This window comes from Streptomyces sp. NPDC017940 (assembly GCF_044328435.1).
Classification (GTDB): domain Bacteria; phylum Actinomycetota; class Actinomycetes; order Streptomycetales; family Streptomycetaceae; genus Streptomyces.
Map to the genome: position 1 here is coordinate 365,860 of NZ_JBIRHJ010000001.1, position 26,583 is coordinate 392,442.

The window sequence follows — 26,583 nt, forward strand, 5'->3', positions numbered from 1 at the left end:
TACGCCGGGGGGCAATCTGGATCCGCGGTCGCCGAAGCCGTGCGGGACAGGCCCGCACGACCGGGGACGAGGGAGGGGTCGGCATGAACGACACGATGGTGACGGTGGTGGGGAACGTGGCGACGACGCCGGTGTTCCGCGAGCTGCCGTCCGGACCGGTGACGCGCTTCCGCATCGCGGTGACGGCACGGCACTTCGACCGGACACGGAACGTCTGGTCGGACGGGCACACCAACTTCTTCACGGTGTGGGCAAGGCGCGCACTCGGCGTCAACGCGCAGGGCTCGCTCTCCGTGGGTGAACCAGTGATCGTGCGGGGGCGCTTGCGGGTGCGGGACGAGGAGCGGGGCGGACAGCACTGGCAATCCGCGGACATCGACGCCCACGCGATCGGACACGACCTCGCGCGGGGTACGTCCGCGTTCCGGCGCGCGGGCAAACCGGCCCATTTCCTCCAGCAGGACCGAAGTGCCGCCCCGGAGGCCGCGGACGAGCCGGAGTTCGAGCTGCCTCCGCCGCGGAGGACGGGTGGGGAAGGGGGAGCGGGGCCGGACCCGGAAGCGGATCCGGGTGCGGACTCGGATACGGACGCGGAAGGGACCGAGCGGGAGTTGGACGCCGCGGCGGCCGGGTGAAGAGGCCGCACAGGTCCGGTGAGGGCCCCGCACGGACCGCGTGAGCATGGTGTGCGGAGGTCGGCCGAAGATCGAAACGGAACCAACGATTTGTCGATATACCCAGCTCAGAAGGGGGGTTGTCGATAACGATTCCGATTCGGATCGGTTGTGGGGCCGAACTCCTGGGAAGCGCGATGCGCCACGTCCTTAGGATGCCGGGCGAGGCTCTGTATGGCGGTTGAGGCCTGGACGGGGCGATCGGCAGATGACTCTGCTCGGTTGAATCTGCTGGCGGGACCAGTCCCCCCTCATGTGAATGGGTCCCGCCCGGAGGGGAATTCTGTGTTTTCTGCGTTCTCGGAGCGCCCCGCGGTCAAGGCGCTCGCCAAGTCGTCGCCGTGCCGTCGGAGTGCGGGCCGTCTCGCCGCCGTCGCGGCCGTGTCCGGGCTCGCCCTGGCGGGCCTGACGGTCCCCGCGGCCGGGACCACGGTGGCGGACACCCCGCAGTACCGGGGCGGGGCGAGTGCGACCCTCACGGACCTCAGGACGCACGGCCAGGCGGTCGTACGGGAGGACGGCGCCAGCCACCGGATACCCGCGGGCCTCTTCGAGATGTCCGTGGACAACGGCGGCACCCTCCAGACGTACTGCGTCGATGTCCACAACCCCACGCAGAAGGACGCGAAGTACCGGGAGACGCCCTGGCGCGGCACGTCCCTGAACGGCAACGCCGGGGCGGGCAGGATCCGCTGGATCCTCCAGCACTCCTACCCCCGGGTGAACGACCTCGCGCAGCTCGCCCGCAAGGCCGGAGCGAAGTCGCTCACCGCGGAGGCGGCCGCGGCCGGCACGCAGGTGGCGATCTGGCGGTATTCCGACAAGGCCGACGTGCGGGCCGTCGACCCGCAGGCGGAGAAGCTCGCGGACTACCTCCAGCGCAGCGCCCGCAACACCCCGGAGCCGAAGGCGTCGCTGACGCTGGAACCACCGGCCGTCGCCGGGCGCGCGGGCGAGCGCATCGGTCCGGTGACCGTGCGGACCGGCGCGGAGGGCGTGAGCGTCACACCGCCCGCGGACTCGGCGAGCGGCGTGCGGGTCGTCGGCAAGGACGGCAAGCCGGTCGAGGCGGCGCGCGACGGCAGCAGGCTCTTCTTCGACGTGCCGAAGGGCAGCCCGGACGGCATGGCCGCCCTCGAGGTGCAGGCGTCGACGACCGTGCCCGTCGGGCGGGCCTTCACCTCCGAGACCCGCAGCCAGACACAGATACTCGCGGGCTCCAGCGAGTCGACGGTGTCCGCCGTCGCGACCGCGCACTGGGCGCAGAAGGGTGCGATACCCGCGCTGTCCGCGGAGAAGAACTGCGCCGAGCGCGGCGTGGACATCGCGGCGAGCAACAAGGGAGACGCCCCGTTCACCTTCCGCCTGATGGGGGTCGAGCACACCATCGGGGCCGGTGCGAAGCGGACGGTGACGATACCGCTCCAGGAGGACCAGGCCTACGACTTCACGATCACGGGGCCCGGCGGGTTCCAGAAGCGGTTCGCGGGGGTCCTCGACTGTAGGACCGAGGGCAGCGCGGTGGACGTCGGCGGCAAGGCACAGCCCGCGTCCGAGCCGAGCCCCGCCTCGGCGGGCGGTACCTCCGGGGGCGGCGACCTCGCCGACACCGGCGGGTCGAACGCGACGCCGCTGATAGCGGGCATCGCGGTCGTCATGGTCGTGGTCGGCGGCGGCGCGGTGTTCTTCCTGCGCAGGAAGAACGACACGGCGGGCCCGGCGCGAGCGGCCTCGTCCGAGGACTGAGAGGAAGGCCCCGCCTCTCTGACAGCCAGTGACAGGTCGATCACGGGCCTGGTGCGGGGAAGGTCCAGGTAGGCGGCTCCACGGCCTACTGGTTTCCTCCGGGAGGTGGCTGTCAGGCAAGATGGGGTGTATCTGCCCACACACTGATTGCCGGACGGTTCCTCTTGGCTGAGTACATCTACACCATGCGCAAGGCGCGCAAGGCGCACGGCGACAAGGTGATCCTCGACGATGTCACCTTGAACTTCCTGCCCGGCGCGAAGATCGGTGTCGTGGGTCCGAACGGCGCCGGCAAGTCCACGGTGCTCAAGATCATGGCGGGCATCGAGCAGCCGTCGAACGGTGACGCGTTCCTCTCCCCGGGCTTCACGGTCGGCATGCTCCTCCAGGAGCCGCCGCTCGACGAGTCCAAGACCGTCCTGGAGAACGTGCAGGACGGCGCCGCCGAGATCATGGGCAAGCTCAGGCGGTTCAACGAGGTCGCCGAGCTGATGGCGACGGACTACTCCGACGCCCTCATGGAGGAGATGGGCAAGCTCCAGGAGGACCTCGACCACGCGAACGCGTGGGACCTGGACACCCAGCTCGAGCAGGCCATGGACGCCCTCGGCTGCCCGCCCGGCGACTGGGCCGTCACCAACCTCTCCGGTGGTGAGCGCCGCCGCGTCGCGCTGTGCAAGCTGCTCCTCGAGGCGCCCGACCTGCTGCTGCTCGACGAGCCCACCAACCACCTGGACGCCGAGTCCGTGCAGTGGCTGGAGCAGCACCTCGCGAAGTACCCCGGCACCGTCGTCGCCGTCACCCACGACCGGTACTTCCTGGACAACGTCGCCGAGTGGATCCTCGAGCTGGACCGCGGCCGCGCGCACCCGTACGAGGGCAACTACTCCACGTACCTCGACAAGAAGGCCACCCGCCTCAAGGTCGAGGGCCAGAAGGACGCCAAGCGTGCGAAGCGCCTGAAGGAAGAGCTCGACTGGGTCCGCTCCAACGCCAAGGGGCGGCAGGCCAAGTCCAAGGCGCGACTCTCCCGCTACGAGGAGATGGCCGCCGAGGCCGACAAGATGCGGAAGCTGGACTTCGAGGAGATCCAGATCCCGCCGGGCCCGCGCCTCGGCAACATCGTCGTCGAGGTCGAGAACCTCTCCAAGGCCTTCGGCGACAAGGTGCTCATCGACGACCTGTCGTTCACGCTGCCGCGCAACGGCATCGTGGGCGTCATCGGTCCGAACGGCGCCGGCAAGACCACGCTGTTCAAGATGATCCAGGGCCTGGAGACCCCGGACTCCGGGAACATCAAGGTCGGCGACACCGTCAAGATCTCCTACGTCGACCAGAACCGCTCCAACATCGACCCCAAGAAGACGCTCTGGGCGGTCGTGTCGGACGAGCTGGACTACATCAACGTGGGCCAGGTCGAGATGCCCTCGCGCGCCTACGTCTCCGCGTTCGGCTTCAAGGGCCCGGACCAGCAGAAGCCCGCGGGCGTGCTCTCCGGCGGTGAGCGCAACCGGCTGAACCTGGCGCTGACCCTCAAGCAGGGCGGCAACCTCCTGCTCCTCGACGAGCCCACCAACGACCTCGACGTCGAGACCCTGTCGTCGCTGGAGAACGCGCTCCTGGAGTTCCCGGGCTGCGCGGTCGTGGTCTCCCACGACCGGTGGTTCCTGGACCGGGTGGCGACGCACATCCTCGCCTACGAGGGCGACTCCAAGTGGTTCTGGTTCGAGGGCAACTTCGAGTCGTACGAGAAGAACAAGATCGAGCGCCTCGGCCCGGACGCGGCCCGGCCGCACCGCGCCACGTACAAGAAGCTGACCCGGGGCTGACATGGCCCGACACCTCTACAGCTGCCCACTGCGGTGGTCGGACATGGACGCCTTCGGGCACGTCAACAACGCCGTCTTCCTGCGGTACTTGGAAGAGGCGCGGATCGACTTCATGTTCCGGCTCTCGACCGAGGACGAGGGGCCCTCGTTCTCCGGCGGGTCCGTCGTGGCGCGGCACGAGATCGACTACCTACGGCCCCTGGTGCACCGGCACGAGCCGGTGACCATCGAGTCGTGGGTCACGAAGATCGGTGCCGCCTCGCTGACGGTCTCGTACGAGATCAAGGACCCCGAGCCGGACGGGCAGGTGTACGTGCGGGCCTCGACGGTCGTCGTGCCCTTCGACCTGAAGGCGCAGCGTCCGCGGCGGATCACCACCGAGGAGCGGGCCGTCCTCGAGGAGTACCGCCCCGAGAGCGCCGCCGGAGCCGTGGGCTCCGCGGCGGTGCGCGGCCCCGGCGGTTCGGGGGCGCTCGTCGCATGACCGTGCGACTGCACCTCGTCGATGCCGGGGAGGCGGCGGACGTCGCCGCCTTCCTGGCCCGGCTGATCCATTACGACAAGGCGGCCGCGGTGCGGCTCCAGGCCATGGGGGACGCCCTCGCGGTGTTCGGACGGCCGCCGTCGTTCGAGGTGCTCGCCATCCGTACGGCGCGCCTTGCCAAACCGTACGAGCACGGACTCGACACGTCGCTCGACAGCACCGTGTCCGCGGGCGAGTTCCTCGAGCGCGTGGCGGACGCGGACACGTCCGTGGAGACGGCGGGGACCGTCGTCGTGCCCGCCGCCGTCACGGGGCCGCCGTGGGCCGGTGTGCTGCCGCCCCGCGGCGGGTGGCGGCAGCTGCCCGGGCTGCCCCCGATGGGGGAGGTACGGGCCCTGGTGAAGGCGGCCGTCGCCGAATTCCGGGCGCGGGTCGAGGAGTTGGCGCCCGAGCGGCGGGTGCGGGCCGAGTTGGACCGGGTGGGGCGGGAGATCTGGTCCCGGCGACTGGCCGGGACCGAGGTGCCCGTGCGGGCCGCGCATGCCGCGCAGGCCCTGGGGTTCCTGCGCGGCGACGTCGTCGACCTGCTGTCGGCCGGGCCCTGGCTGCGGGTGCGTACGCCCTACGGGTCCGTCGCCCTGCGCCGGGCGGGCGTCGGGGCGCTGTCCGTCACGCCCACATAGCGGCACCGTCGACCGGGGCTGTGCCTACCCCGTTCCGCCTTGCGGGACGGGCGGGCACAGCCGTGCAGGTGAGGCGCTCAGCCGGGGGTGTTCAGCATGGAGGCCGCCGCGTACGTCAGGTAGCTCCAGAGGGTGTGTTCGTGTTCCTCGGAGAGGTTCAGGGTGTCGACGGCCGCGCGCATGTGCTTGAGCCAGGCGTCGTGTGCCGCCCTGTCGACCGTGAACGGCGCGTGGCGCATGCGCAGGCGCGGGTGGCCGCGGTTGTCGCTGTAGGTGCGGGGGCCGCCCCAGTACTGCATCAGGAACAGGGCGAGGCGCTCCTCGGCCGGGCCGAGGTCCTCCTCCGGGTACATCGGCCGGAGCAGCGGGTCCTCCGCGACTCCCTGGTAGAACACGTGCACCAGGCGCCTGAAGGTCTCCTCGCCGCCGACCTGTTCGTAGAAGGTCTGCTCCTGAAGCGTGCCGCGCGGGATCTCATTCACCCCTCCATGGTCTCAGACGCGCAGGACGAGGACGGAAGGCTTAGGACCACTCGCATCGGGCGGCCACGGGCAGCACAGTAGGGGTATGGGTGCGCACGCTCCGCTCGGCAGGGAACCCGACCCCGCGCAGGCCGCGGAGGCGCGGGCCGCACTGGTGCGGGAGATCGAGGCCGGCGGGGCCTGGGACGACGACCCGGCCTGGCGGGAGGCGTTCCAGGCGGTGCCGCGCCACCTCTTCGTGCCGTACTACTACGTGAGCACGACCGGTAAGTACGAGCGGCTGTGGGGCGAGGACCCCGATCCGGTACGGCGGGAGCGGTGGCTGCGCGGCGCGTACGCGGACGCTCCGCTCGCCACCCGGGTACGGGACGGCGAGCTGGTCTCCTCCAGCAGCCAGCCCTCGCTGATGGCCAGGATGCTGGTGGAGCTGGCCGTCGGCGACGGGGCCGGGTACGACGTACTGGAGATCGGCGCGGGTACGGGCTACAACGCGGCGCTGCTCGCCCACCGGCTCGGGAACGAGCACGTCACGACCGTCGACCTCGACCCCGACATCACGGAGTCCGCGCGGCAGCACCTCAGGACCGCCGGGTACCGCCCCGCCGTCGTCACCGGTGACGGCGCCGCGGGCTGCCCCCAGCGGGCGCCCTTCGACCGGATCATCGCCACCTGCTCGCTCGACGCGGTGCCGCGGGCCTGGCTCGCGCAGTGCCGTCCGGGCGCGCGGGTGCTCGCGCCGCTGGCGACGGGGCTCATCGCCCTGCGGGTCACGGACGCCGAGCACGCCCAGGGGCGGTTCCTGCACACGCCCGCGTACTTCGTGCCGCTGCGCGGCGGCAGCGGCCGCAGGCGGCCCGAGCAGCCCGTCGACGGGCTGCCGCGGCGCGCGCTGGCGAACGAGCTGTTCCGGTTCCTGCTCGAACTCACCGCGGGCAGTCTCGATCCGTACGAGGCGCTGGCGCTGTGGCAGCGGGAGCGGCGGCCGGCGCGGGAGCGCTTCGGGGTCACCATCAGCGGAGCGTACGAGTGGGCGTGGCTGGACGACCCCGAAGGGCCGTACGCCTGGCCGCTGTGAGGCGGTTGCCGGGTGTACGGCCCTTCGGGGACCCGTAGGGGTCGGTTCTCAGTCGCGGCGTACGGTGATCGTCGTCCAGGCACCCACGTGCACCCGGTCGCCGTCCTGGAGGGGGACAGGGACGAAGGGCTGGATGGGCTCCTCGCCGCCGTTGACCGTGGTCCCGTTGGTCGAGCTCTGGTCGACGACCGCCCAGCCGCCGTCCGGCTGCTGGACCAGGACCGCGTGCTGGTGCGAGACGCCCGGGTCCTCCGGCGGCACCGACAGGTCGATGTCGGGGGTGTCGCCGGTGGAGTGGCGGCGGCGGCCGATCGTGATCTGGTTGCCGATCATCGGACGCTGCTGCTCCGGGGAGTACGCGGGCAGGTTCAGACCCGCGGCCTCGGGGCCGCTGCGCTGCATCATCGCCATGAAGTACTCACGGTCAGGACCGATGGTCGCCGTCCAGGTACCGGGGCCCTGCGGCTGCGAGGGCGGCGCCTGCGACTGCTGTTGGCCGGGGTAGCCCTGCTGGGACTGCTGCGCGGGGCCGCCTTGGCCGGGGCCGCCCTGGCCGCCCTGGCCGCCGGGACCGCCCGGACCACCGGGACCGCCCTGGCCGGGGGCCGTGGACGACGGGGGCGAGATCATCCAGTCGTCACCGCCGCCTCCGCCGCCCCCGCCGAAGGGCTGCGCGGACCGGCCGCCGGGCCCGCCCTGGCCGGGCGGGGGCGGGCCCTGCGGCGCGGTGGTCTCCTGCGGGTACGCGGGGGGTGCCGGGGGGCCGCCCTGCTGGTGGAAGGCCTGTGGGGCACCGGGCGGGTTCGAGCCGGGGCCACCGGGGCCACCCGGGCCGCCGGGGGCGTTGGGACCGCCGGGGCCGTTGGGGCCGTTGGGGCCGCCGGTGTTGCCGCCGCCGTTGCCGAACGGCGGGAGCGGCTCGGCCGGGCGGTTCATCTGTGAGGGGCGGGAGCCCTGGTAGTCCAGGCCTTCCTGGCCGGGGCCGGGCCGGCCGCTGTCGGCAGGGGTGCCGGGGGTGCCGGGGGCGTTCGGACCGCCCGGGCCGCCGGGGCCACCCGGGCCGGGCGGGTTCTGGTGGAACGGCTGGCCGCCGGGGCCGGGGCCGGGGCCGTGTCCGCCGGGGCCGGTCGGACCGGGGCCGCCAGGACCACCGTGCCCGCTGGGGCCACCCGGCCCGGGACCACCGAAGCCGGGGCCTCCCGGGCCGCCGGGGCCGGGGTTGTGCCCACCAGGACCGCCGGGTCCGCCCGGACCACCGGGACCGCCAAAGCCGGGCCCGCCGGGGCTGCCGGGGCCGCCAGGGCCACCGGGACCGAACCTGCCCGGTCCACCGGGGCCACCGGGTCCGCCCGTGGGCAGCGGCGGGTTAGGCGCGGCGGGCGTGTACGACGTGGCCGTACCCGTCAGGAAGTTCCACCGGCACTCCTCGCAGAACGGCGCGTTGGCCTCGCGGGGCGTACGGCACTGGGGGCAGAGCTCGGGCTCGCCGCCCCGGTCCGGGACAGCGGACAGATGTGGGCGGCCGGGCTGGCCGGGGCCGCCCGGGGCACCGTGCGGGCCGGGCCCACCAGGCTCACCGGGGCCTCCGTGCGGGCCGGGACCACCGGGACCACCGGGGCCTCCGTGCTGACCAGGGCCACCGGGCCCACCGTACGGACCGGGCCCACCAGGCTGACCAGGGCCGCCGGGGCCACCCGGACCTCCGTGCTGGCCGGGCCCACCAGGCTGGCCGGGCCCACCAGAACCACCACGCTGCCCGGGACCGCCAGGGCCGCCGTGCTGCCCCGGCCCACCGGACTGCCCCGGCGCAGGCGGATACCCGTACCCGGCGGGCTGACCGGGACCACCCGGCTGACCAGGCCCGCCGTGCTGCCCGGGACCGCCAGGCTGACCAGGACCACCCGGCCCACCGGGCCCACCGGGCCCACCGTGCTGCCCGGGCCCACCGGACTGCCCCGGCGCAGGCGGATACCCGTACCCGGCGGGCTGACCGGGACCGCCCGGCTGACCAGGCTGACCGGGCCCACCGTGCTGACCAGGCCCACCCGGCTGACCGGAACCGCCCGGCTGCCCAGGCCCACCGTGCTGACCCCCCGCAGGCGGCGGATACCCGTACCCGGCGGCGGCCGGAGGCGGCGGGGGAGGCGGGGGCGGTACGGCACCGGCCATGCGGTGACCGCAGACCTCGCACCAGTCGTCGGAACCCGACTGGTGTCCGTTCGGGCAGGTCGGCATGTCGGCGCTTCCCCCTCTCCTTCTCCGGCCCGAGGGCCGTAGGCACTGCTTGCGTTGCGTTGCTTGCGCGGGACTGGCAGGGCGTACTACTTCTTCACGCGGACCGTCTTCGTCGAGCGCGTCTCGAGCGTCATCTCGTCGGCCTCGGCGACCCGCGCCTTCAATCGAACAGTACCTGTCGCGGCGTCGACCACGTCCACCACCTTGGAAAGGAGCTTGGCGGTGTCCTCGTTGCCGGAGGCGCTCGCGAGCTGAACGGCGCGGCCCAGCTTGGCGGTTGCGCCGTCGAAGTCGCCCGATTTGCGGGCGTCCAGACCCTGTTGGATGGCTTGTGCCAGTTCCGCCTGGCCTGTGTAGTGCGCGACCTGCGGATTGATGGAGGTGGAGGACGCCATGTCATCCGTCCAGACCGCCCTGACCAGGCCCTGGGACAGGGTCTGTACGGTGCCGTCCGCGGCCGGTACGACCAGCGAGACCCGGGCCGCGAGCATCTCCTGGCCCAGCTCGGCACCGGGGACGCGGACGCAGACGTGGTAGTCGCGGGACTCGTCGCCCCAGGACCCCGTGGGGTAGTCACCCGCGCGCGGGCCCGCCTCGGTGCGGCGGTCGGTCAACTCCTCCACCGTGGGAGCCACTTGCTTGACGAACATGATCTCCACGCCCATGGGTGTCCACAGCCGCAGGCTGACGTCGGCGACCTCCTTGCCCATGGCCGCCTCCATCATGTGCGTGAAGTCGGCGGCGAGCCCTGCGGGGTCGGCGACGATGTCGGCGCTGCCGAGCAGGGCCGAGGCGATGGCTGTGACCTCTTTCACTTCCCAGTCGGTGCCGACGCCGCGGGCGTCACAGGTGAACCGGCCCGCGCACGCGTCCAGGGAGGCGCGCAGATCTTCGGGTGACTCGTGCTCGTTGCGTCCGTCGGTGAGCAGGATGCCGTGTCTGATGGAGACGTCTGCGGTGGCCAGGAGCCGGTCGGCAAGGCGCAGCCAGGTGCCGATGGCGGTGCCGCCGCCCGCGCTGAGCTTGCGCAGCGCCTCCTTGGCCTGGGCGCGCGTCTGCGGGCTCGCGACGGCGAGGCGGCCGGCGCCGGGATAGATCTCCTTGGCGACGTGGGTGCCGCCGATCACGGCGAAGTGGACACCGTCGCGTACGGCGTCGACGGCGGCGGCGGTGGCGTCGCGCGCGCCGCGCATCTTCGTCGGCGGGTAGTCCATGGAGCCCGAGCAGTCGACCATGATCGCGACTGCCGCGTCCGGGCCCTGGGCGGCGGAGTACAGGTGGGGCGCGCCGACCGCGGAGCCGACCGTGCCGCCGCCGGTCGAGGTGACCGTGGCGATGGCGTTGACCTCGCGGCCGCCTTCGGGCAGGTACTCGTTCTGGTACACGTCGACCGTGAACTGTGGCACGTTCGACTTGGAGAAAATGGCCATGGACGTTGCTCCCCCCTAGGACTTTCTTCCACAGACCTCGTGAGAACGGATCTCGTGAGACCGGATCTCGTGAGACCGGGCCTCGTGAGGCCGGGTCTCCTGAGACCAGCCCCGCGGGACCGGACCTCGTGGGACCGGACCGCGTGGGACCAGACCCCGTAGGACCAGGCCCCGTCCCGCCGGACGCCGTGCCCCCCCGCCGCCCGCGCTAGGCCGATCCTGCCCCTCGCGGCGCGGCGGGGAACGGCAGGACCGCCACTGTTACGTTGTCGTGGCCGCCGCCGTCGAGGGCGTGGCCGACGAGCACCCTGGCGCTGTGCAGCGGGCGCAGGGCGGCGTCGGCGGGCACGGCGCGGGCCATCTCCTCGGCTGCCTCCGCGTAGTTCCACAGGCCGTCGGTGCACACCACCACTACACCCGGACGGTCCGGTTTGAAGGAAGCGGTGTGCGGCTCCAGTTCATAGGCGTCCGCGCCGAGCCAGCCGGTGATGGCGTGGGCCCGCTCGTCGGCGTAGGCCTCGGCCTCGTTCATGAGGCCCGCGGCGACCATCTGGGCGGCCCAGGAGTCGTCCTCGGTGAGGCGGACGGCCGGACCCGTGCGGTCGACCGGCACCCAGTACGCGCGGCTGTCGCCGACCCAGCCGATGACCAGCAGACCGCCCGCGACGACGGCACCGACGAGGGTGCAGGCGGGGGCGTTCTGGTGCGGTTGGTGCTCGCGGGCCCCGTGCGGCTCCTCGGCGAGGGCGTTGACGGCCTCGGCGGCGGCGACGATCGCCTCGTGCATGGCCTGCTGCGGATGCGTACCGCGCGGCAGGGAGTCCTTGAGCGCGAGGTCGGCGGCGCGCGACGCGGCCATGGAGGCATCGTCGGGCCTGGTCGCGGAGGAGACGCCGTCGCAGACGATGGCGACGACGGCGGGTGAGCCGTCCGGCAGCGCGGTCGAGGAGATCGTGAACGCGTCCTCGTTGCGTTGGTGCCTGAGGCCCCGGTCGCTGACGGCCGCGACGCTGTCGAGTTCCTGCTCCATGTGGTCCCGTTCGCGCGGCTGTGCGTGGCCGCAGTTCTCGCAGTAGCCGTCCGGGGCGACGTGCCCGGACCGGCAGGCGACACAGAGCTTGGTGCCCGCTGGCGCCGTAGGCGTCCCGGCCTCCGCCCCCTCGGCGGCCGTAGCTCCCGGGGCGCCCGTAGCTCCCGGGGCTCCCGGCGCGCCGGGAGCGGGCAGCGGATACTCGTCCGGCTCGGCGGGCCCCCCGCCGGGAGCGTCCCGCCCGGCCCGCCCGGGGAACGCGTGCTCCCCCGGTACGGCTCCCGGGAGTTCACCGCCCGCGGAGTCGGTGCCGGGCAGGTCCGCGGACCGGTGGGTCGGCGCCGGAACGTCGGAACTGTCCACCTCGGGCGCCACGGGCCACTCGGCCGGAGCCGGAGCCGGAGCCGGAGCCGGACCCACGGCAGGAGGCGTAGCCGGAGGAGGAGGAGGCGGCGGCGCGGCCGGCGGCGGCCCCGGAGGCAGCCCGTTGATCGCGAGGGTGGGGCGGTCCACCGGCGGCTCGGGAACCGCGGAGAGGTCGTACCCGCACGCGCCGCAGAACAAGTCGCCCGACTCCAGGGGCTCCTCGCAGCTGGGACACGTCGACAAGGCCGCTGGTTGGTGCATCTGCGACATCTTCACACCCACGTCCGAGGGCGGAAACGGTTTGCCCGTTCCACCAGTTCGATCCTTTCCTCGCCACCCTGTGCGAGCCGGGCAAGGGTCCGGTACGACCGTTCGAGGCCGAACCTGAGGCCGCGCTCGTCCAGCTCGCTGCCGAGCAGCACGGTCCCCGTACGCGTCGCACCCGGTGCCGATGGCCCGGAGGCGCCGCCGGAACGGCTGCCGGAGTGGCTACCGGAGAGTACCCAGTCGAGCGCCGTGCCGAGCACCTCCGTCGACAGGCGCTCTCTGCGCACCGCGTCGAGGCCGAAGCCCGCGAGCGCCTCCACCTGCCCCGCGGCGGCCGTCAGGTCGTCGAGGAACCGGGTCCCGGGCCCGGCCTCCGTGTCGAACCTCATACGCTGCCGCAACCGCGCCCGCACCGCCGCCACCCTGGCCGCCGTGTAGTGGATCGACGACTCCGGCACCGACTCCAGGGTGCGTACGGCATCGCTGCGGTCGCCCGCGGCGAGCTGCACCCGGGCCAGGCCGAACGCGGCGCTGACGTAGCTCGGGTCCGTCGCCCACACCAGGCGGTAGTACTCGGCGGCGTTGTCCAGCTGGCCGAGCACCTCCGCGCAGACGCCGAGGGCGAGCTTGGGGGCGGGTTCGCCGGGGAAGGCGTCGTACACCGCGTCGAAGGAGAGCGCGGCGATCTCGTGGTCGCCGGTGGTGAGCGAGGCGACACCCCGGTACCAGATCACCCGCCAGTCGTCGTGGTGGTCTATCTCCAGGGTCTCCAGGGTCCGCGCGGCGGCGGCGTGTTCGGCCAGGGTGAGATGGGCGCGCAGCTCGCGCAGGCGCAGCTCGGGGGAGCTCGCGGGCGCGGCCCCGAGCGCGGCGATCAGCTCGCTGCCCGTGGAGTCCACGAGCCCGGCGAGGAAGCCGGCGTTGGGGTCGCCGGGGTCGACCCGGGGCACGGGCAGGGCGATGGCCGCCGCCGCGGCGTCCAGCGGACGCACCATGGACGCGGGAGTGCCACCCGGCTCCCCGGCCCCCGGCGCCCGGGCGGCCTCCCCGGCACCGGCGGCCCCCACCACGCCGCCGGACCCAGCGCCGGACCCGCCGCCGGACCCGCCGGACAGCGCACCGGCACCCGCGGACGGTCCCCCGGGCGCGGGGAGCCCCAGCGCGTTCACGGCCCCCCGGCCCGGGAGCTCGATGCCGCCCGGCGCACCGGAGGCGCCGCGCGTCCCGAGCCCACGCGCCCCGAAGACCGACACCTCGCCCGCGAGCTCCGCGAACAACTCCGTGTCCGTGACCTTCACTTCCGGACCGAACAGGGTGGAGAGGGCGGGCCGCGGCCGGCCGCTCTGCACCGCGACGACCTCCCGCAGGACACCGGTCAGCTGCTCCGCCATCTCCTGCGCGGAGGAGAAGCGGCGGCCCGGGTCGGGGTCCGTGGCGCGCACGAGGAGCCGGTAGAACGACTCGTACGTGCGGAAGACCTCGATGTGGTCGGGGTCGGGCAGGGAGTCCGCGAAGACGTTCGTGTACCCCTGGAAGTCGAAGGTGAGGACGGCCAGGGTGCGGGCGACCGTATAGAGGTCGGAGGCGACGGAGGGACCGACCTCGGCGACCTCCGGGGCCTGATAGCCGACCGTGCCGTAGATGGCCGACTCGTCGTCGTCCATGCGGCGGACCGCGCCCATGTCGATGAGCTTGAGCTGGTCCTCGGTCTGGATGGCGTTGTCGACCTTGAAGTCGCAGTACAGGAGGTTGCGGCTGTGCAGATGGCCGAGGGCCTCCAGGGCCTCGATGCCGTAAGCGCAGGCCTGCTCCACCGGCAGCGGATCGCGCCTGCCGTCCTTGGTGCGGCGGCCGTTGGCGATCTCCTTGAGGGACCTGCCGCCGACGTACTCCATGACGATGTAGCCGTCCATGGAGCCGGTGCGCTGGTCCAGGTGCTCGACGAAGTTGTAGATGCGGACGATGTTGGCGTGCTCGATCTCGGCGAGGAAGCGCCGCTCGGAGATCGCGGCGGCCATCGCGTCCTGGTCGCCCGTGTCGAGCAGGCCCTTGAGCACCACCCAGCGGTCGGACACCGCGCGGTCCACGGCGAGGTACACCCAGCCGAGCCCGCCGTGCGCGAGGCAGCCCACGACCTCGTACTGGCCGTGCACGACGTCGCCCGGGTGCAGCTTGGGCACGAACGAGTACGGGTGGCCGCACTTGGTGCAGAAGCCCTCCGTGCGCCCGGGGCGTTCGCCGCGGGCCCGGCCCACGGGGGCGCCGCAGTCGGAGCGCGAGCAGAACCGCTTCCTCTCGGGCACCTCGGGCTTCTCCTGCACCGCGCCGCGCGGGTCGGGGCGCGGCACCTGCGGTACGGAGACCAGGCCGACGCCGAGCGCGCTGCGGCCGGAGGAGGCCGCCGCCGAGCCGGAGCTGCGCACCGAGACCGAGCGCGCCGACGTGCCTGCCGACCGTCCCGACAGGGAGCGAGAGAGCCGCCCCGAGACGGAGCGGCGCGACGACGCGGAACGCGAGGAGCGGGTGCTGCCGCGGGTGCCGACGCTCGCCGAACCACGCGCGCTGCGCCCGCTGCGGCCGCTGCGGCCGCCGACCGTGATGCCCGTCGCGGGGGAGCCCACCATGCCGCTCGCGGACACGACCGGGGCGAGGCCGCACGTGTCGCAGTACAGTTCGCCGCCGCCCACGTCCTCGTACGAACCCGTGCACCCGGGCCGCTGACAGGGCTGCTGTCCGCCGGTGCGCTCACTCATGCTTCCCCCCTCCGGTCGGTGGGTCCGCCCTGCTGCGGAACCCTGGACGCCAGCGCGTCGGCCGCCGCCTGCTGATAGCGCAGGACCGCCTGCTCGGCCACGCGCAGGTCGCAGGGCGCGCTCCAGAGCATGCGGCGCGCCGCGTCGTACCGCTCGATCAGGAACGGGTCCTCGGCGAGGCCGTGCCGGGCGACCTTCGCCTTGTACGCGTCGAGGCGGCCGCGCAGTTCGGCGCGCACCGCGAGCGGCGCGGTCACCGCGGTCAGCGACTCCCGGGCGCGCAGCAGCTCGTCCTCGGCCTTCTCCTCCAGGGACTCCAGGAGCGGCGAGAGGCGGTGCCACTGGGCGTTCCTGCGGTAGTCGGCGGCCGTCGCCAGCTGCTCCTGGAGCGCCGTGGGCGGCCCGGAGACCGCGGGCACCTCGGAGGCGGCGATCTTCGCGAGCACCTCGCCGCGCGCGGAGCGGGCCTCGGCGAGCGTGCGGTCCGCGCGCGACAGCAGGTCGCGCAGCCTGCCGAGGCGTGCCTCGGCGTCCTGGCGGACCGTGAGCACGGCGTCGATCTCGCGGCGCACGTCCTCGAGGGCGCGGGCCGCGTGGTCGTAGCGGTCGGTGTGCGGGCGGCCGCCGCCGGGGGCCGAACTGCCCTTGGCCGGACGCCAGAAGGCCAGCGGGTCGGAGATCACCTGCGCGCGCAGGGCCGTCAGCTCGCGCGTGATCTGCTCCAGGTCGTCGCCCGACGTGTGTTCCCCGGGGCGCACGCCCACGGAGTGCGCGAGCCTGCGGGTGCGCTGGAGCTCTGCGGCGAGGAGGTCGATGCGGGCGGGCAGCGCGGACCACACGGCGTCGGCGGCGACGACCACGTCGAGGGAGTGCGCGTACAGGTCGTTCATACGGGCGACGAGCTCTTCGAGGGTGAAGTGCTCGGTGAGCTTCGCGGGACCCGTGAGCGACGGCGCGGCGCCGGACACCGAGCCGCCCGCGACGGTGACGCTCTGCCCGCGCAGGAGCCGCGTCAGCTCCTGGAGGTCGTCGCGGTTGGGCCAGCGCCTGCGCTCACGGACCTCGCGTGCGGTGCGCAGCGTGCCCGCGTACGCGTCGAAGTACGTCCACAGGAGCGTGATCCGGTGTTCGGCGTCGAGCCAGCGCTCCTGTGTGGTGCCGGTGAGCTCCGCGCCTTCGAGGAGGCGGCGCCCCGCGTGGTCCTGGAGGGCGAGGAGCGACGTCTCGATCGCCTCGTGCTCGGCGTCGAGCCGCACCAGCGCACGGTCCACCTCGTCCCGGTCCATCACAGAGCCGGGGGGTCCCGCGACGCTCATCGATCACCTCTCCGCTCCACTGGTGGTCCGTCCTTGTCCTGCTCGGTACTTCTCGTGGTCAGTCCTTGTACGTCGGCTTCGGCGGGCCCGCCGACCTGCCGAGGTCGGCGGCGAGCCACTTGTCGTACGAGGCCTGCCAGCCGTCCTTCTTGTCGTTGCGGAAGTCGTCGAGCACCGCGTTCACCCGGCGCACCAGGTCGTCGGCGTCCTTCTTCATCGCCACGCCGTAGTACTCCGTGGTGAACGGCTCGGCTCCCTTCAGCTCCACCGTCGGGTCCTGGGCGGCCTGACCGGCGGCGAGCGCGCTGTCGGTGACCACCGCGTCCACTTCGCCGAGCTGAAGCCTTACCAGGCAGTCGAGTTGATTGGGCACCGTGGTCTTGATGTCGGCACCGAAGCTGTTCTCCTTGAGCGCGGCCTCCGCCGTCGAACCGGCGGCGGAGCAGACCTTCCTGCCCTTCAGGGAGTCGTCGTAGCCGGTGATGGCGGACGACTTGGGGGCGAGGACCTGCTGCCCGGTCTCGAAGTACGCGGTGGAGAAGGCGACGTCCTTGATGCGGTCGCAGTTGATCGTCATCGTGCGCACGACCATGTCGACCTGGCCGCTCTGGATCGCGGGGACGCGCTGGTTGGTGGGGATGGCGCGGAACACCACGGCGTCGCGGTCGCCGAGCAGCCGCTCCGCGATCTCGTGCGCCAGGTCGATGTCGAAGCCCTCCAGCTTGCCGACGCCCTTGTTCGGGTCGCGATAGCCCCAGCGGTAGCTGTTCTGGTCCACGCCGACGACGAGCTTCTTGACCTTGCGCTGCTTGATCTTCTCCAGCGTCGGCCCGTCCTTGCTGTCGGGCCGCAGGCTGCGCTCCGGTGCCTCGCACTCGTCCGCGCGGGCGGGCGCGGCCTGCGACACCGGGCCGCGGTCGCCGCCCGCGCCCGCCGCGCCCCTCGACCCGTTGTCGCCCCGCCAGTGCGGCAGGGCGAGCACGAGCGCGGCCGCGAGCAGGCAGGCGACCGCCATCGTGGCCACCCCGCCCCAGCCGCGAAGGACCGCGACGCCACCCGTCCCGCGCCCGGGGCCGCCGTGCCGTCCGCTCCTGCCAGGTCGCGTACGCATGGTCCGCGCGCCCCCTATCACCGGTACTCCGAAAGCCTGCGGCCGATGCCGAGCACGGCGGCGGTCGCGCCGAGCACCGCGAGCACGGCGACGCCCACGGGCAGGCCCGCCATGGCGCCCTTGCCGTCCTCGGCGGCGCGCTGGAACTCGCCCTGTTCGTGCGCGAGCGCGGTGTCCAGGGCCGCGTCCACGTTGTCGAAGGACTCGCCGGTCGGCTCGGCGCCGTCGGCGCCTATGACCTTGTCGAGCGCGCCCTCGTAGTCACCCGAGTCGTCGCTCGCGCGGGCCGAGCTGTGGCGGTCCTGCCACTCGGTCACGTTGTCCGCGGCCGCCTTCAGCGGGGTCCTGCCCGCGTCGTCGTCGGCCAGCTCCGCCGCCTCGCCGAGAAGCCCGCTCTCGCCGTTCGCACCGGCGAGCCGCTGCATCTGCTGCTGGTAGGCCACGTCGAACTTGTCCTTCGTGGCGCCGCCCACGGCGACGGTCTCGGCGCCCCTGCTGACCAGGGTCAGGTTCTCGTTGCCGCGGGCCTTCAGGGAGCTGATGCGGGCGTCGTTGAGCACGTTCAGGGACTTCACTCCGTGGTCGTACGACTCGTTCAGGCCGGAGCGGGCGAAGGTGTGCCCGGCGAGCAGCCACAGGAGCGCCGCCGCGGTGGCCGTGGTGGCGGCGAGCAGGCCCGTGTTGAACACCCGGTTCGTCCGCCGGTAGTTGCGGTGCTGGGCCAGGGCGAGTGCCGCGAGGGCGAGGACGCCGAGGGCGATGGCGGGCCAGGGGTAGGGCTTGGCGTCGGCGTAGTCGTCGGCCAGGCGCGCGTTCTCGGCCTTGTAGAGCTTCTCGGCGGCCGGGAGCATCCGTGTCTGCATCGTGTCGTTCGCGTACCGGAGATAGGCGCCGCCGAGGGGCAGGCCCTGGCGGTTGTTGGCGCGGGCGCGCTCGATCAGGGCCGTGTACTGGGGGAGGAGCGTGTTCAGACGGCTCACGGCGGCTGCCGACGAGGAGTCCGAGCCCGCGTTCGACGCGGCGGTGGCGAGCTTCTCGCCGGCGCGGTCGATGTCGCGGCGGTAGCGCTCGCGGACCTTCGCGGGCTCCTGGCCGCCCGCCAGGAAGCCGCTGGAGGCGGCCGTGTTGGCGTCCGCCAGGGAGCGGTAGATGGCCGCGGCGTCGTTGCTCAGCGGCTGGCTGCGGTTCAGGACGCGGTCCGCGGCGTCCGCGCGGGTGGTCGTCTGCCAGGTGGTGACCGCGCCGAACGCGAGGAGCAGGGCCGCCAGGAGCGCGCCGATGGCGCGGAGCCTGCCCGGCTCCGTGGTCGCCGCCGCGCGCAGGCGGTCCACGCCCTCGGACCATGCCGTGCTTCTCGCGGGCGGGGGCGTCTGGCGCGGCTGCTTCTGCTTCGGCTGGGGCGGGAGTTGTGGGCGGGTCGGTGCGGGTGCCTGCGGTGGGGCCTGTGCCTGTGGTGGGTGTGTCACCTGACCTTGACCTCCCCCTTGGTCTTCTCGGTCTTCGGACGGTCCTTCCTTCCGGGCCGGGTGGTTGGTGGCTGCGGAAGTGGTGTTCGGGCGCAAGTATCGCCGCCAGGACTGGCATCCGCACATGCCTTGACTGGATCTTGTACGGATTGGTGCCCACCGGGCACCTTTGAACACGCTGCGCAGGTGTGTTCGGTTCCGGGGTGGCCTGGGTCCGGGCGGGCCTTCGCGGGGCGCCCCAGTCCCACCCCTTCTCCGAAACCGGGGGCTGCCGCCCCCTGGACCCCCGCTTCATCGGCGCTCCGCGCCTCGTCCTCAAACGCCGGACGGGCTGAAGATTCCCCACCGGAGGCCTCGAAGGACCGCGCCTCCCGGTCTGAGGCCCCGGGGGGTCTGCGATCCCGCCGGACGAGCCTGGCCTTCAGTGCACGAGCCTCTCTCGCAGCGGACGAGCCGAAACTCCGCCGCAGCGGCGAGAGCTCCAGCCTGTCCGGCGTTTGAGGACAAGCGCGTCAGCGCGGGAAAGGGCGGGCGGGTGGGGAAGGAAAGCCCGTCCGGCGATTGAGGACGAGGCGCGGAGCGCCGATAAGGGGGCACGTGCGCTCCGCCGATGAGCCGACAGGCACGCCCTGCCCAGGTGGCGGCAGGCACGCCCTGCCCAGGTGGCGGCAGGCACGCCCTGCCCAAGTGGCGGCAGGCACGCCCTGCCGATGTGAGGGCAGGCGCGCCCTGCCGTTGCGGGGTCAGGTACCGCCCCCCGGGAGGGGCCAGCTACCGCCCGCCGGGGGGAGGGCAAGTACCGCCCCCCGGGAGGCGTCAGGTGCCGCTCGCCGCAGGGGCGTAATGGGCGCGGGCCCGGGCGTACGCGGGCGCGGGGGCGCCCACCTCGTCCAGGCCCAAGAGGATCGCGCCCAGAACGGGCCGCTCGGTCACGACGCGGGGCACCGCCTTGGGGGCGCGCTCGGCGAGACCGGCCCGGACGCCGTCGTCCAGACGGCGGTGGCGAGCGGCGAGCACGCCGCCGCCGAGCAGGACGGGAACGGTCTCGTCCAGGAGGCCGAGGCGGTCGAGGGCGACCACCGACATGGCGACGACCTCCTCGGCCATGCGGTCCACCAGGGAGCCGGCGACAGCGTCACCCTCGGCGGCCACGCCGAACAGGACGGGCGTCAGCTCGTGCTGCCGGACGGCGGGGATGCGCCCCAGGTGCAGCGCCTCGATGAGCGCGTACATGGAGGGCAGCCCGAAGTGGGCGGGGAGCGCGCCCATGAGGGCGGTGGGCCCGCCCCGCCCGTCCTCCGCGCGCGCGGCGTGCCACAGCGCCTCCAGGGCGAGCCCCCCGCCCCCGCCCCAGTCCCCGGAGATCCTGCCGATCGCGGGGAAGCGGGCGGTGCGCCCGTCGGGCAGCATGCCCACGCAGTTGATGCCCGCCCCGCACACCACGGCGACCCCGCGCGGCTCGGCGTCCTCGACGAGGCCCGCGCGGAGTATCGCGAAGGTGTCGTTGCGCACGTGGACGTCGGCGCTCCAGCCGCGCCGGCGCACGGCGTCCGCCAACTCCCGCTCCTCGACCGGCAGGTCCGCGTTGGCCAGGCACGCCGAGACATGGCCGACGGAGGACACGCCCGCCTCGGCGAGGGCCCGTGACACCGCCTCGGCGAGGACGTCGACGGCGGGTTCCACGCCCATCTGCGGGGGCTGGAACCCGCCGCCGCGCGCCGCGCCGACGACCCGCCCTTCGGCCGTGACCACCGCGACGTCGGTCTTGCTGTTGCCCGCGTCGATGGCGAGCACCGTCCCGGGCGCCCCGGAACCCGTGCCGTGCGGAGTGCTCAGGCCCACGCGAGGTGCTCCCGGTTGTGTGCGATCAGCTTGTCGGTGAGCTGGTCCGCGTACGCGTACTGGCCCACCAGGGGGTGGGCGAGCAGGGCCTTGAAGACGCGGTCGCGGCCACCGTGCAGGGCGGCGTGCAGCGCCAGGTCCTCGTACGCGGTGACGTTCGCGATCAGGCCCGAGAACAGCGGGTCAAGGGCCGGGACGGCCAGCGGGGTGGGGCCGGAGGCGTTCACGGACGCCTGTACCTCGACGACCGCGTCGTCGGGGAGGAAGGGGAGCGTGCCGTTGTTGTACGTGTTCACCACCTGGTACGGGCTTCCGCCGCCGCCGAGGAGCGACGCGGCGAGGTCGACCGCCGCCTCCGAGTAGAACGCGCCGCCGCGCTTGGCGAGCAGCTCCGGCTTCTCGTCCAGGGACGGGTCGCCGTACATCGTCAGCAGCTCGGCCTCCATCGCGGCCACCTCGGCGGCCCGCGACGGCTTGGTGCGCAGTTCCTCCACCACGGCGTCGTGCTGGTAGAAGTAGCGCAGGTAGTAGGAGGGGACCACGCCGAGGCGGTCCACGAGCGTCTGCGGCATGCGCAGGTCGTCGGCGACGGCCTCACCGTGCTCGGCGAGCAGCCTCGGCAGGACGTTCTCACCCTCGGGGCCGCCGAGGCGCACGCCCAGCTCCCAGGTGAGGTGGTTGAGGCCGACGTGGTCCAGGTGCACCTGCGCCGGGTCCACGCCGAGGTGCGCGGCGAACTTCCGCTGGAATCCGATCGCGACGTTGCACAGGCCGACGGCCCGGTGCCCCGCCTGGAGCAGGGCGCGGGTGACGATGCCCACGGGGTTGGTGAAGTCGATGATCCACGCGTTCGGGTTGGCGCGGCGGACGCGTTCGGCGATGTCGAGGACGACGGGCACCGTGCGCAGCGCCTTGGCGAGGCCGCCCGCGCCGGTGGTCTCCTGGCCGACGCACCCGCAGTCGAGCGGCCAGGTCTCGTCCTGCTGCCGGGCGGCTTGGCCGCCGACGCGCAGCTGGAGCAGGACGGCGTCGGCGTCGGCGACGCCCGCGTCGACGTCGGAGGTGGTGACGATCCTGCCGGGGTGGCCCTGCTTGGCGAAGATGCGCCGCGCGAGGCCGCCGACGAGTTCCAGGCGGTCGGCCGCCGGGTCGACCAGGACGAGTTCGGCTATCGGCAGGGTGTCCCTCAACCGGGCGAACCCGTCGATGAGTTCGGGTGTGTAGGTCGAGCCTCCGCCGACCACTGCGAGCTTCATTTGCGTTAGCCCTTTACTCCGGTGAGGGTGACGCCTTCGACGAAGGCCTTCTGTGCGAAGAAGAAGATGACGATGACCGGAGCCATGACCAGGAGCGTCGCCGCCATGGTCATGTTCCAGTTCACCATGTGGGCGCTCTTGAAGGATTCCAGGCCGTAGCTGAGGGTCCAGGCGCCCGGGTCCTGTGCCGCGTAGATCTGCGGGCCGAAGTAGTCGTTCCAGCAGTAGAAGAACTGGAACAGCGCGATCGCCGCGATGCCGGGCTTGGCCATCGGGACGACGATCGTGAGGAGGGTCCTGAACTCGCCGCAGCCGTCGACGCGCGCCGACTCGATGTACTCCTTGGGGATGGTCAGGAGGAACTGGCGGAGCAGGAAGATCGAGTACGCGTCGCCGAACGCCATCGGGATGATCAGCGGCCACAGCGATCCCGAGAGGTGGAACTGCTGCGCCCACACCAGGTACATCGGGATCACGATGACCTGGGGCGGCAGCATCATCGTCGAGATGACGAGCAGCATGGCGGTGCGCCGGCCCCGGAAGCGGAACTTGGCGAGCGCGTACGCGACCGGTATCGCCGAGCACACCGTGAAGAGGGTGCCGAGCCCCGCGTACATCAGGGAGTTGCGCCACCAGGTGAGGAAGCCGTCGGTCTCGAAGACGGTCCGGTAGTTCTCCCAGTGCCAGGAGGAGGGCCACAGGTCGCCGCTCATCGCCTGCGAGTCGCTCATCACGGAGGTGAGGAAGACGAACACGAAGGGGAGGACGAACAGGAGCGCCACGGCGATGGCGACGCTGTGCACGGCTATCCAGTGCAGGATCCGCCTGCGGCGGGCGCGGGCGGCCTCGGGGCCGCGCGGCTTGACGGGTGTCGCGACGGCCTGCGCGGTGGGCGCGCCGAGTGTCGTGGATGTCATGGTGGGATCAGTCCTCCGCCGAGAGCAGCCCGGAGCGCTTGCGCATGAGCAGCATCGTCACGGCCATGGCGATGGCGAAGAGCACGAGCGAGAGCACGCACGCCGCACCGGTGTTGAAGTTCTGGAAGCCCATCGAGTAGACGAGCTGGGGCACGGTGAGGGTCGAGTGGTCCGGATAGCCGGGCTGGATCACCGTGCCGGGGCCGATGGAGACACCGGAGGCGATCTTTCCGGCGACCAGGGCCTGCGTGTAGTACTGCATGGTCTGCACGACGCCGGTGACCACCGCGAACATCACGATCGGGGTGATCGAGGGCCAGGTGACGTACCGGAACTTCGCCCAGGCGCCCGCGCCGTCGAGGTCGGCCGCCTCGTACTGCTCCTTCGGTACGTCGAGCAGCGCGGCCATGAAGATCACCATCAGGTCGCCGATGCCCCACAGGGACAGCATCACCAGGGACGGTTTCGCCCAGTTCGGGTCGTTGAACCAGGTGGGCGCGGAGATGCCGATCCTGCCGAGGATCTCGTTGACCGGGCCGCTGCCGGGGTTGAGGAGGAACACGAAGGCGACCGTGGCCGCCACCGGCGGGGCGAGGTAGGGCAGGTAGAAGGCGGTGCGGAAGAAGCCGACGCCGCTCTTCAGCTTCGTCACGAGCAGCCCGAGCGAGAGCCCGAAGACCACCCGCAGCGCCACCATCACCACGACCAGCCACAGCGTGTTCCACAGGGCGGGCCCGAACAGCGGCATCTGCTCGAACACGTACCGCCAGTTCTTCAGGCCCACGAACGTGGGTTCCTTGATCTGGTTGTAGTGCATGAACGAGAAGTAGACGGTGGCGATCAGCGGGTAGAGGAAGAAGGCGCTGAAGCCGATCAGCCAGGGGGAGAGGAAGCCGAGCACGCGCAGTCTGCGGCGTGCGGGGTTGGAGAGTGACAGGGCCATGGCGGGGGCTCCTCAGTTCTCTGCCTGGAGGTTGTCGGCGTCGATCTGGTCGTCGAGCTTCTTCAGCTCCGCGCGCAGGTTCTTCTTGCCGCCCGCCTCGACGGAGTACGAGAAGTCCTGCAACGAGACGACGTACGCGCCGCCGTTGGTGGAGGGCGGGAGCGCCTGGCTGTGCTCGTTCTCCAGGATCTTGAAGAAGGTGCGGAAGCGCGGGTCGGCGTCCAGGCGGGGCGACTTGAGGGCCGCGAAGGTGGACGGCACGTTGTGGATGTCGTTGGCGAAGTCGACGACCTGGTCGGTGTCGGCCGTGAGGAACCTGACCAGCTCCCAGGCGGCGTTCTGGCGCTTGCTGCTGTGCGCGATGCCGAGGACGGTGCCGGTGATGAAGCCGCGCCCGTAGGTGTCGGCCTGGTCGTCGGGGACCGGCAGCGGCGCCACGCCCCAGTCGAACTTCGCCTTCTTTTCGTCGAGCATCAGTCCGCGCCACTCGCCGTCGAGGTGCATGGCGAGCTTGCCGGTGAGGAAGCCGTTCTGGCCCGACATCTCGTCGCCGAAGGTGGCGCGGAACTTCTCCAGGTCGGCGTAGCCGCCCTGGGCCTCTATCAGCTGGTTGGTGGTCTTGAAGTAGTCGTACGTCTTGGGTTCGTCGGCGAGGCGGGACTTGCCGTCGGCGTCGAAGTACCGGGGGCCCCACTGGGCGAAGAGGCGGTCGGGGCTGTTCTGGTAGAGCCGGAAGTTGGGCATGAAGCCGACGCGCTCGTACGAGTCCTTGCCGCTGCGCACGGTCAGCTTCTTCGCGGCGGCCTCGAACTCCGACATGGTGCGCGGCGGGCGTGCGATGCCCGCCTCCTTGAAGGCGTCCTTGTTGTAGTACATGCCGAACGCGTCCGCGAGGAACGGCAGGGCGCACTGGTTGCCCTCGTAGCTCGTGTAGTCGAGGAGTGTCTTCGGGAACGTCTTCTTCTTGTCGACGCCGGTCTTCTTCATGAAGGGGTCGAGGTCGACCCACATGCCGGAGTCGCAGTACTGGCCGACGTTGTTCGTGGTGAACGAGGACACCACGTCGGGGGCCTCGCCGCCGCCCGCACGCAGCGCCTGGTTGATCGTTTCGTCGGTGACGTTCCCGGTGGCCTTCACGTCGATGTTCGGGTGCAGCTTCTCGAACCGCTCGATGCTCGCGTTGATCGCCTCGACCTCGCTGGGAGCCGCCCAGCCGTGCCAGAACTTCAGCGTCACCGGCTTGGTCGGGTCGTCGTCGGCACTGCCGGTGCTCGGGTTGGCGCAGCCGGACAGGAGCAGTCCGGCGGCGGCAAGCACGACCGGTACGCGGGTGCGTGGGCGCCATCGCGGCATGGCGGACTTCCTTTGCGGGGAGGGGACTTGTCCGGGGTGTGACCAGGAGTGACCAGGGTGACCAGGGGTGTTTCCGGCGGTGTCGCCGGCGGTGTCGCAGGGGAGGGACGTGCTCAGGCCGTGTCGAAGAGCGTGTCGCGGGCCTGGGTGAGGGCGGTGCGCAGCGCGCCGGTGAGGATCGGGTCGCCGTCCAGCTCGCTGATGCGCAGGAGCGGGCGCGGCAGGGCGAGGCCCGTCATCTCCTCCGTGACGCGCAGGCGCAGCTCCTCGCCGCCCGCCTGGGCCACCTGGCCGGACAGGACGACGAGTTCGGGGTCGACGACCGCCACGACGGCGGCGAGGCCGGTGGCGATGTGCCGGGCCACCTCGTCCCGCACGGCGGGGTCGGCGAGCGCGTCCGTGAGCGGCTTGCCGCCCGCGCGCTCGCGGATCACGGCACCGGCGACGAGGCTCTCGAAGCCGCCCCGGTACGAGCCGGGGGTCCCGTCCGGGGCGCCGCGCAGCAGGGGGGCTCCGGGCACCGGCATGTACCCGATCTCGCCCGCGCCACCGGTCGCGCCGCGCAGCAGCACGCCTCCCAGCACGATCGCCGCGCCCACGCCCTCGTCGAGCCAGGCGAGCACGAAGTCGTCGTGGTCCTGGGCTGCGCCCTCGTACTGCTCGGCGATGGCGGCGAGGTTCACGTCGTTCTCGATGGTCACCGGCGTCCCGAGGACCTCCGCGAGTTCGGCGCGCAGGGTGCGGGAGTGCCAGCCGGGCAGGTGCGGGGCGTAGCGGAGCTGGCCCGTGTGCGGGTCGATGGCGCCGGGCGTGCCGATCACGGTGGCCCGCAGGTCGTCGTGGCCGAGCCCCCCGGCCTCGGCGAGGGCCCCGTCGACGGCCTCCACGACCAGCTGGGCGGTGCGGTTGCGTACGTCCTCCGCGACCGCGTCCGCCTCGATGCGGAAGCGGCCCACCTCGCGGCCGGTGATGTCGGCGACCAGGGCGGTGAGGCCGAAGGGGTCCGCCGACAGCGCCGCCACGTGCCCGACCGAGGGGTCGATCTCGTACAGGACCGCGTTGGGTCCCGGCCGGCCGCTCTCCCTGCCGGTGGTGCGGACGAGCCCACCCGCCTCCAGGCGGCTCAGCAACTGCGACGTCGTCGGCTTGGACAGCCCCGTCAGCTCGCCGATGCGGGTACGGGTCAGGGGCCCGTGGGCGGCGAGGAGGTCCAGGGCGGCGCGGTCGTTCATGGCCCGCAGCACCCGGGGGGTGCCGGGGGTTCCCGGGGTTCCCGGCACGCCGGGGGACCCGTTGGGCGGGGTGGTCCCAGCCATCGTTCGTCG

19 protein-coding genes and 1 pseudogene are annotated in these 26,583 nt (G+C 72.6%); 6 read left to right on the plus strand and 14 right to left on the minus strand.

From position 1 onward, the window contains the following. Nucleotides 1-83: 83 nt before the first annotated feature. The 5 genes from ACH4DX_RS01515 (at nt 84) to ACH4DX_RS01535 (ending at nt 5,416) form a co-directional block, all read left to right on the plus strand. A complete protein-coding gene (locus ACH4DX_RS01515) occupies nt 84-635 on the plus strand; it encodes a single-stranded DNA-binding protein (RefSeq protein WP_398153591.1) in 552 nt (183 codons plus the stop codon). Between the two features lie 324 nt (nt 636-959). Next, the gene (locus ACH4DX_RS01520) at nt 960-2,420 is read left to right on the plus strand and encodes an LAETG motif-containing sortase-dependent surface protein (RefSeq protein ID WP_398153592.1); all 1,461 of its coding nucleotides are present in this window, start codon (nt 960-962) and stop codon (nt 2,418-2,420) included. Between the two features lie 164 nt (nt 2,421-2,584). Beyond that, nucleotides 2,585-4,249 (plus strand): energy-dependent translational throttle protein EttA, encoded by a 1,665-nt coding sequence (gene ettA / locus ACH4DX_RS01525; protein ID WP_398116775.1) that lies wholly within the window; start codon nt 2,585-2,587, stop codon nt 4,247-4,249. Between the two features lies 1 nt (nt 4,250). Then, nucleotides 4,251-4,733 carry an acyl-CoA thioesterase gene (locus tag ACH4DX_RS01530; RefSeq protein ID WP_398116777.1) on the plus strand — a complete coding sequence of 161 codons (483 nt, stop codon included), beginning with the start codon at nt 4,251-4,253 and terminating at the stop codon, nt 4,731-4,733. Beyond that, a complete protein-coding gene (locus ACH4DX_RS01535; protein WP_398153593.1) occupies nt 4,730-5,416 on the plus strand; it encodes a hypothetical protein in 687 nt (228 codons plus the stop codon). Before ACH4DX_RS01530 ends, ACH4DX_RS01535 begins: the two co-directional genes overlap by 4 nt. Nucleotides 5,417-5,493: 77 nt before the next feature. Here ACH4DX_RS01535 and ACH4DX_RS01540 read toward each other — a convergent pair whose 3' ends face one another. After that, complete coding sequence (locus ACH4DX_RS01540; RefSeq protein ID WP_398153594.1) at nt 5,494-5,898, minus strand: globin; 405 nt, start codon at nt 5,896-5,898, stop codon at nt 5,494-5,496. An 85-nt stretch (nt 5,899-5,983) separates the two neighbouring features. Here ACH4DX_RS01540 and ACH4DX_RS01545 point away from each other — a divergent pair, with 85 nt between their 5' ends. Beyond that, nucleotides 5,984-6,973: a methyltransferase domain-containing protein gene (locus tag ACH4DX_RS01545; RefSeq protein ID WP_398153595.1), complete on the plus strand. Its 990-nt coding sequence runs from the start codon at nt 5,984-5,986 to the stop codon at nt 6,971-6,973. A 48-nt stretch (nt 6,974-7,021) separates the two neighbouring features. Here the strand turns inward: ACH4DX_RS01545 and ACH4DX_RS01550 are convergent. From ACH4DX_RS01550 to ACH4DX_RS01610, 13 genes and pseudogenes are all read right to left on the minus strand, one after another. After that, a pseudogene (locus ACH4DX_RS01550) lies at nt 7,022-8,572 on the minus strand (FHA domain-containing protein); the annotation flags it as partial. Nucleotides 8,573-9,294: 722 nt separating this feature from the next. After that, on the minus strand, nt 9,295-10,638 hold the full coding sequence (locus ACH4DX_RS01555) for a VWA domain-containing protein (protein ID WP_398153596.1): 1,344 nt from the start codon (nt 10,636-10,638) through the stop codon (nt 9,295-9,297). 208 nt (nt 10,639-10,846) lie between these two features. Beyond that, nucleotides 10,847-12,304 (minus strand): PP2C family serine/threonine-protein phosphatase, encoded by a 1,458-nt coding sequence (locus ACH4DX_RS01560; RefSeq protein ID WP_398153597.1) that lies wholly within the window; start codon nt 12,302-12,304, stop codon nt 10,847-10,849. Between the two features lie 2 nt (nt 12,305-12,306). After that, nucleotides 12,307-15,054: a tetratricopeptide repeat protein gene (locus ACH4DX_RS01565; protein ID WP_398153598.1), complete on the minus strand. Its 2,748-nt coding sequence runs from the start codon at nt 15,052-15,054 to the stop codon at nt 12,307-12,309. After that, entirely contained in the window at nt 15,051-16,370 is a 1,320-nt protein-coding gene (locus tag ACH4DX_RS01570) for a hypothetical protein (RefSeq protein WP_398153599.1), read from the minus strand. The genes ACH4DX_RS01565 and ACH4DX_RS01570 overlap by 4 nt, the downstream gene beginning before the upstream one ends. A gap of 58 nt (nt 16,371-16,428) precedes the next feature. Continuing rightward, the gene (locus ACH4DX_RS01575) at nt 16,429-17,385 is read right to left on the minus strand and encodes a glutamate ABC transporter substrate-binding protein (protein ID WP_398154156.1); all 957 of its coding nucleotides are present in this window, start codon (nt 17,383-17,385) and stop codon (nt 16,429-16,431) included. A gap of 113 nt (nt 17,386-17,498) precedes the next feature. Then, nucleotides 17,499-18,947 (minus strand): hypothetical protein, encoded by a 1,449-nt coding sequence (locus ACH4DX_RS01580; RefSeq protein ID WP_398153600.1) that lies wholly within the window; start codon nt 18,945-18,947, stop codon nt 17,499-17,501. Between the two features lie 816 nt (nt 18,948-19,763). Then, nucleotides 19,764-20,789 carry an N-acetylglucosamine kinase gene (locus ACH4DX_RS01585; protein WP_398153601.1) on the minus strand — a complete coding sequence of 342 codons (1,026 nt, stop codon included), beginning with the start codon at nt 20,787-20,789 and terminating at the stop codon, nt 19,764-19,766. Next, nucleotides 20,780-22,045, minus strand: a complete 1,266-nt coding sequence (locus ACH4DX_RS01590) for a 6-phospho-beta-glucosidase (RefSeq protein ID WP_398153602.1) — start codon at nt 22,043-22,045, stop codon at nt 20,780-20,782. The genes ACH4DX_RS01585 and ACH4DX_RS01590 overlap by 10 nt, the downstream gene beginning before the upstream one ends. Nucleotides 22,046-22,050: 5 nt before the next feature. Then, nucleotides 22,051-22,962 (minus strand): carbohydrate ABC transporter permease, encoded by a 912-nt coding sequence (locus ACH4DX_RS01595; RefSeq protein WP_398153603.1) that lies wholly within the window; start codon nt 22,960-22,962, stop codon nt 22,051-22,053. 7 nt (nt 22,963-22,969) lie between these two features. Beyond that, nucleotides 22,970-23,905: a carbohydrate ABC transporter permease gene (locus ACH4DX_RS01600; protein ID WP_398116801.1), complete on the minus strand. Its 936-nt coding sequence runs from the start codon at nt 23,903-23,905 to the stop codon at nt 22,970-22,972. A gap of 12 nt (nt 23,906-23,917) precedes the next feature. After that, the gene (locus ACH4DX_RS01605) at nt 23,918-25,258 is read right to left on the minus strand and encodes an ABC transporter substrate-binding protein (RefSeq protein WP_398116803.1); all 1,341 of its coding nucleotides are present in this window, start codon (nt 25,256-25,258) and stop codon (nt 23,918-23,920) included. A gap of 113 nt (nt 25,259-25,371) precedes the next feature. Beyond that, nucleotides 25,372-26,574 carry an ROK family protein gene (locus ACH4DX_RS01610; protein ID WP_398153604.1) on the minus strand — a complete coding sequence of 401 codons (1,203 nt, stop codon included), beginning with the start codon at nt 26,572-26,574 and terminating at the stop codon, nt 25,372-25,374. Between the last annotated feature and the right edge of the window lie 9 nt (nt 26,575-26,583).

Excerpts from the sequence above, each read along its gene's own strand:
- ACH4DX_RS01515 (WP_398153591.1), top strand. The coding sequence starts at position 84 with ATGAACGACACGATGGTGACGGTGGTGGGGAACGTGGCGACGACGCCG.
- ACH4DX_RS01530 (WP_398116777.1), top strand. The coding sequence starts at position 4,251 with ATGGCCCGACACCTCTACAGCTGCCCACTGCGGTGGTCGGACATGGAC.
- ACH4DX_RS01535 (WP_398153593.1), top strand. The coding sequence starts at position 4,730 with ATGACCGTGCGACTGCACCTCGTCGATGCCGGGGAGGCGGCGGACGTC.
- ACH4DX_RS01545 (WP_398153595.1), top strand. The coding sequence starts at position 5,984 with ATGGGTGCGCACGCTCCGCTCGGCAGGGAACCCGACCCCGCGCAGGCC.
- ACH4DX_RS01555 (WP_398153596.1), bottom strand. The coding sequence starts at position 10,638 with ATGGCCATTTTCTCCAAGTCGAACGTGCCACAGTTCACGGTCGACGTG.
- ACH4DX_RS01560 (WP_398153597.1), bottom strand. The coding sequence starts at position 12,304 with ATGTCGCAGATGCACCAACCAGCGGCCTTGTCGACGTGTCCCAGCTGC.
- ACH4DX_RS01565 (WP_398153598.1), bottom strand. The coding sequence starts at position 15,054 with ATGAGTGAGCGCACCGGCGGACAGCAGCCCTGTCAGCGGCCCGGGTGC.
- ACH4DX_RS01570 (WP_398153599.1), bottom strand. The coding sequence starts at position 16,370 with ATGAGCGTCGCGGGACCCCCCGGCTCTGTGATGGACCGGGACGAGGTG.
- ACH4DX_RS01575 (WP_398154156.1), bottom strand. The coding sequence starts at position 17,385 with ATGGCGGTCGCCTGCCTGCTCGCGGCCGCGCTCGTGCTCGCCCTGCCG.
- ACH4DX_RS01590 (WP_398153602.1), bottom strand. The coding sequence starts at position 22,045 with ATGAAGCTCGCAGTGGTCGGCGGAGGCTCGACCTACACACCCGAACTC.
- ACH4DX_RS01595 (WP_398153603.1), bottom strand. The coding sequence starts at position 22,962 with ATGACATCCACGACACTCGGCGCGCCCACCGCGCAGGCCGTCGCGACA.
- ACH4DX_RS01600 (WP_398116801.1), bottom strand. The coding sequence starts at position 23,905 with ATGGCCCTGTCACTCTCCAACCCCGCACGCCGCAGACTGCGCGTGCTC.
- ACH4DX_RS01605 (WP_398116803.1), bottom strand. The coding sequence starts at position 25,258 with ATGCCGCGATGGCGCCCACGCACCCGCGTACCGGTCGTGCTTGCCGCC.
- ACH4DX_RS01610 (WP_398153604.1), bottom strand. The coding sequence starts at position 26,574 with ATGGCTGGGACCACCCCGCCCAACGGGTCCCCCGGCGTGCCGGGAACC.